The 5,214-nt window shown below is 63.8% G+C and carries 7 protein-coding genes; 4 read left to right on the forward strand and 3 right to left on the reverse strand.

Annotated features, from left to right (window positions below):
* Together EOD07_RS21485 and EOD07_RS21490 are read left to right on the forward strand one after the other, a co-directional pair.
* Positions 1-845 (forward strand): PLP-dependent transferase (locus EOD07_RS21485; protein WP_127236896.1); only part of this gene is annotated, 845 nt, incomplete at its 5' end.
* Between the two features lies 1 nt (position 846).
* Positions 847-1,191 carry a cupin domain-containing protein gene (locus EOD07_RS21490; RefSeq protein WP_127236897.1) on the forward strand — a complete coding sequence of 115 codons (345 nt, stop codon included), beginning with the start codon at positions 847-849 and terminating at the stop codon, positions 1,189-1,191.
* A 257-nt stretch (positions 1,192-1,448) separates the two neighbouring features.
* Here EOD07_RS21490 and EOD07_RS21495 read toward each other — a convergent pair whose 3' ends face one another.
* Positions 1,449-2,687, reverse strand: a complete 1,239-nt coding sequence (locus EOD07_RS21495; RefSeq protein ID WP_127236898.1) for a cytochrome P450 — start codon at positions 2,685-2,687, stop codon at positions 1,449-1,451.
* 143 nt (positions 2,688-2,830) lie between these two features.
* Positions 2,831-3,559 carry a hypothetical protein gene (locus tag EOD07_RS21500; protein ID WP_127236899.1) on the reverse strand — a complete coding sequence of 243 codons (729 nt, stop codon included), beginning with the start codon at positions 3,557-3,559 and terminating at the stop codon, positions 2,831-2,833.
* A gap of 110 nt (positions 3,560-3,669) precedes the next feature.
* On the opposite strand from EOD07_RS21500, the gene EOD07_RS21505 reads away from it, so the two are divergent.
* On the forward strand, positions 3,670-4,014 hold the full coding sequence (locus EOD07_RS21505; protein ID WP_127236900.1) for a hypothetical protein: 345 nt from the start codon (positions 3,670-3,672) through the stop codon (positions 4,012-4,014).
* A gap of 19 nt (positions 4,015-4,033) precedes the next feature.
* Positions 4,034-4,561, forward strand: a complete 528-nt coding sequence (locus EOD07_RS21510) for a gamma carbonic anhydrase family protein (protein ID WP_127236901.1) — start codon at positions 4,034-4,036, stop codon at positions 4,559-4,561.
* A gap of 20 nt (positions 4,562-4,581) precedes the next feature.
* Here EOD07_RS21510 and EOD07_RS21515 read toward each other — a convergent pair.
* The coding region (locus EOD07_RS21515; protein ID WP_348627780.1) for an ankyrin repeat domain-containing protein at positions 4,582-5,214 on the reverse strand (633 nt) is incomplete at its 5' end.

Genomic DNA, 5,214 nt, shown 5'->3' on the forward strand with positions numbered 1-5,214 from the left:
CAGGGACCAAGGCGATCTTCATCGAAAGCCTCGCCAATCCGGGCGGCATCTTCGTCGACATCGAGAAGATCGGCGACATCGCCCGCAAGCACGGCCTGCCGCTGATCGTCGACAACACGCTGGCCTCGCCCTATCTGGTGCGGCCGATCGAGCACGGCGCCGACATCGTCGTCCATTCGCTGACCAAATTCATCGGCGGCCACGGCAATTCGATCGGCGGCGCCATCATCGATGGCGGTACCTTCGACTGGTCGAAGTCGGGCAAATACCCGATGCTGTCGGAGCCGCGGCCTGAATATGGCGGCCTCGTCCTGCACGAGACCTTCGGCAATTTCGCCTTCGCCATTGCCGCGCGCGTGCTCGGTCTGCGCGACATCGGCCCGGCCATCTCACCCTTCAATGCTTTCCTGATATTGACCGGGCTGGAGACCTTGCCGCTGCGCATGCAGCGTCATTGCGACAACGCGGCGAGCGTTGCGGGCTGGCTCTCCAACCATCCCAAGGTCGCCTGGGTGAATTATCCCGGCCTGCCCGGCGACAAGAACAACGCGCTGCAGAAGAAATATTCGCCGCAGGGCGCGGGTGCGGTCTTCACCTTCGGCCTCAAGGGCGGCTATGAGGCCGGCGTCAAGTTCGTCGAGGGGCTGGAACTGTTCTCCCATCTCGCCAATGTCGGCGACACCAAATCGCTGGTCATCCATCCGGCCTCGACCACGCACCGACAGCTGTCCGACGAGCAGAAGGTCAAGGCCGGCGCCGGGCCGGATACGGTGCGGCTGTCGATCGGCATCGAGGACGTCAACGATATCGTCGCCGATCTCGAACAGGCGCTCGGCAAGGTCTGATATGCCGGCCTTCCTTGCCGTCAATGTCGACAGCGTCGAACCGGAGGCCGGCGCGCCGGCGCCGGATCGCGTGCTGTCGGGCGATCCGAAATTCCGGACCTGGAATGTCGAGGAGCGCGACGGCGGCCTCTATGCCGGCATCTGGGAAGCGACGCCGGGCAAATGGCGCATCGTCTATGACGAATGGGAATTCTGCCACATCCTGTCCGGGATATCGGTGATCGCTGAGGACGGCGGCGAGGTGCGCACCGTGCGGGCGGGCGAGAGCTTCGTCTTGCGGCCAGGCTTCAAGGGCACCTGGGAGGTGCTGGAGACGACGCGCAAGGAATATGTGATCAAGCTTTGATTGCGCTTCTTGTAGCGGGCTCTTCTTGCGTTGGAGATTGGGCAGAACGCCCATCGCGTCCTCATTCTATGGCGGAGCAAGGAGCGACGCGACGCGCGCAGACCATAGAATCCATTCCGTGACATTGAGGGCCGCTGCCACGGTGCAGAATTCTGCTCCGCTGCATCCTTCGGCCAAGGTCACGGAATGGATCCTCGGTTCTTCGCTCCGCTTTGCGTCGCTACGTCCAAGGATGACGAAGTCGCGTAGGCCTCGGCTCAAAACGCGACCGCAACCCGTTCCAAGCCATGAAAGTGATACGTGTCGCGGAAACGCGGCGCCTCCGCCAGGCGTAGATCCGGCAGCCGGTCGAACAGCGTCTTCAACGACACCTGCAGCTCCAGCCTGGCCAGTGGCGCGCCGATGCAGAAATGGATGCCGGCGCCGAAGGAGACATTCTTCTGGTCCGCGCGGGCCGGATGGAAGGTGTCGGGCTCGGCGAAAGCCAGCGGGTCGTGATTGGCCATGCCGAGCAGCAGCGCCACCATCTCGCCGGGTTTGATTAGGATTCCCGGCGAAATTTCGATCTCCTCATAGGCATAGCGCAGGAACATGTGCAGCGGCGCGTCGAAGCGCAGGCATTCCTCGACCGCCGCGACGTTTTTCTCCGGCGTTTCAAAGAACCGGCGCGGATCGCCGCCCTGGGCCAGGATCGAGCGCACCGCATTGCCCGTCTGGTGCACGGTCGCTTCATGGCCGGCATTGAGGAGCAGGATGGCCGAGGACACCAGCTCGTCTTCCGACAGCTTCTGGCCGTTGTCCTGCGCCTCGATCAAGAGCGACAGCAGGTCTTCGCCCGGCTTCTTGCGCCGCTCGGTGACATAGCCGCGCAGGAAAGCCGCGAAATCGCGCGCGGCGCGGTTGGCCGTGTCCTCGGTCTCGCGCGTGCGGCCATGCATGTACATGGCGACCATCTGATGCGACCAGTCCAGCAATTGCGGCCCCATCTCGACCGGCACGCCAAGCATTTCCGCGATGATGGTGATCGGCAAAGGCGAGGCATAAGCGGGCAGAAGGTCAACGCCTTCTGGCTCGAAGCGGTCGATCAATTCGTTGGCCAGCACCTCGATGCGTGGTCTGAGCCGCTCGACCTGGCGCGAGACGAAGGCGCGGTTGACCAGCGTTCTGAGCCGCGTATGCACCGGCGGCTCGAGCTCCAGCATGGAATTGGCCTCGATCGCGTCGAAGGCGGCAAGATGCGAGCGGTCGTCGCCGACGCCGCGGCTGTCGGGAATCCCCGCCGGATTCTGCCGGCCGAAACGGCGGTCGCGCAGCAACCGATTCACATCGTCGAAGCCGCCAAAGCACCAGAAGCGGTAGTCTTCCCAAAAGAAGGCGTTCGCGGCGCCATGCAGGAAGGCGTAGGCCTCATAGGGGTTCTGCACGAAGGCCGGCTCATGCGGGTCGAGCCGCAGGCGGCGACTGGTCGGGTCGAAGGCGAGATAGGCTGGCGTCATGGCAGACCATTAGCGCGCCTTGTCGGTCCGATGCCAGTCGGTATCTTGACGCCCTTGAGGCCGAAGCGTTGAGCCAGATTGCCGATTGAAGCGCCGGCTGCGCGCCGAAATGATCTAGTTGGATAGCCGGCTAGCCGCCAGCGTCAGTGCCCGGTCTTCAGGATGCTCGCGACCTTCGCCGCAATCGCCGCGTCGAGCGCCGGCCAGTTCGCCAGCAGCTCGCGTGGAAAACGGTAGGTGAGGCTGAGATCGTCGCCGACCTGGATGTCGCGCTCGCAAGGCGCCAGCGATTCCTCCGCGCTCGGCCCGCTCAGGCAGCGGGCGACGAACGGATCCTTGCCGGGACGTTCGGCGACGGCCAGCACCTCGTTGAGATAGCCTGATTTTTCCGTGAAGGCGTAAACCGTCGTGCCGCCTGGGCCGGGCGTGCCCGGCTTTTGGATCAGGGCGCTGTAGATCGGCGCGAAGCGGCCGCTCATGTCGCGCGACATCATCCGCGGTTCGAACGACAGGAAGATGATCTTCCTGGTCGTCGTGTGGTTGAAGTCGTCGCGCGCGGCCGTGCTGTAGCCGTCCATCTCGGGATAGCGCAGGTAGAGATCGAGCCGCGAGGCGATGCCGTCGCGCCTGGCCTGGTCGAAGCGGATGAAGTTTGCCGGCACGCTGATGAGATTGTTGCCCATGACGATCTGGCGCACCGTCGTATCGTCCGTATAGCCGGCCATGGCGATCGACCGTCCAAGCCATTTGCCGCCGACGCTGATCGCAACCGAGAGCAGCGCCAGCGCCGCGAAAATATAGAAGACCCGCTTCATCAAGGTCGAATCGACGACCTCGAAGTCCGGACTCTCGGCGACATTTGCCTGTCTCATTCGCTCTTTCCCGATCCGCCCGCCTGTCCTTCGGCGGCACAACCGGCGCGGCATGGCTCTTGCAGCGCGTTGGCACGACTGTGCGTTTTCATGGTAAATGGTTGGTAAACATGGGTCCCGTTGTGCTTGTTCTTTACGCGTTTGCGGTTGGCGTCACGGCTTGCGGACTGGCCGGATCGGCCATGGAACTGTTGTCCGGTCGGCGCCTGGCCTTTGCCGAACCCTATGTTTCGCCGGTCCATATCCTGCGTTCGCTTGCGGCAACGGCCTGCGCCGGTCCGTTCATGCTCACCAACGAGGCCTTGGCCGCCCGCCGCGAGGGCCGCATCGGCACGATGGCGCTGTTGTCCTGCGGTTGCACGGCCATCGCCTGGGCGCTGGCGCTCGGCGTCGTGCTCATCGCCATTGCATCCTGGGCGACCGAGAACTTAGGGTCCTTCGAATTTGCTGGTTGAGACGATTCGGAGACGAACAATGCCGGTCTATGCGATCGATGGGAAAGCGCCCGAGTTCGAGGACGCCGATACGAACTGGATTGCGCCGGACGCCACGCTGATCGGCAACATCCGGATCGGCCGCAATGTCGGCTTCTGGTTCGGTGTCGTGATCCGCGGCGATGGCGAGCCCATTACGATCGGCGCCGACACCAATGTGCAGGAACACACGATCATGCACACCGATCCGGGCTTTCCGCTGACCATCGGCAAAGGCTGCACGATCGGCCACAGGGCGCTGCTGCACGGCTGCACGGTCGGCGACAACAGCCTGATCGGCATGGGCGCGGTCGTGCTCAACGGCGCCAGGATCGGCAACAACTCGCTGGTCGGCGCCGGCGCCCTGGTGACGGAAAACAAGGTGTTTCCGGACAATTCGCTGATCGTCGGTTCGCCCGCCAAGGTGATCAGGACATTGGACGAAGCGGCGGTCGAGCGGCTGCGCGTCTCGGCCGCGCACTACGTGGCCAACGCAGAACGCTTCAAGGCCAAGCTCAAGGCCGTGTGACGGCGGCGGACAGCCATCCATCATACACGGCGATTGTTCAGCGCTTCGCGCAGCAGAAAGACGCCGGCTTCGAACCCGGCTTCTTCCGCGCCTTCCAGCGCCGTTTCATAGTCGTCGATGCGGGTTCGCAGTGACGGATCCGCGCCCGCCAGCAGCAGCAGACGGATCGCCTCGGCGTCGCGCCGGGACACCGCATAGTGCAGGGGCGTCCAGTCGTTCACCCCGCGCATATCCGGGTCGGCGCCATGCTCGAGCAGGATATGGACGACGTCCAGCCGGTCCGGCCGTTCCGTCGACAACGCGGCAATGAGTGAAGGGAAGCCGGCCAGATCTTCATAGTTCGGGTTCGAGCCGGCATCGAGAAGCGCGGTGATGAACGCGGCCGGGCTCCAATAGATCGCGTATTCCAGCGGATGGCCAAGGCCGAGCTCGAACGGCATCCGCTCGTCGAACCAGCGCGCGGAACCGCCAAGCGCAACAGCCAGGGCCGCGGAATCTCCGGCCTTGAACGCTTCGTCTATGGCCTTGAATAACAGGTGGCGGGCGCCGCGATCCTCAGGGACTTCCAGCATCGCCTTCATCCGCAATGAAAGAACTATATTGCTCCCATCCGCCACGCTCGGGAAGGGCGCCCGCCACCTGTTATTCAAGGC

The sequence above is a fragment of the Mesorhizobium sp. M2C.T.Ca.TU.002.02.1.1 genome (genome assembly GCF_003997225.1).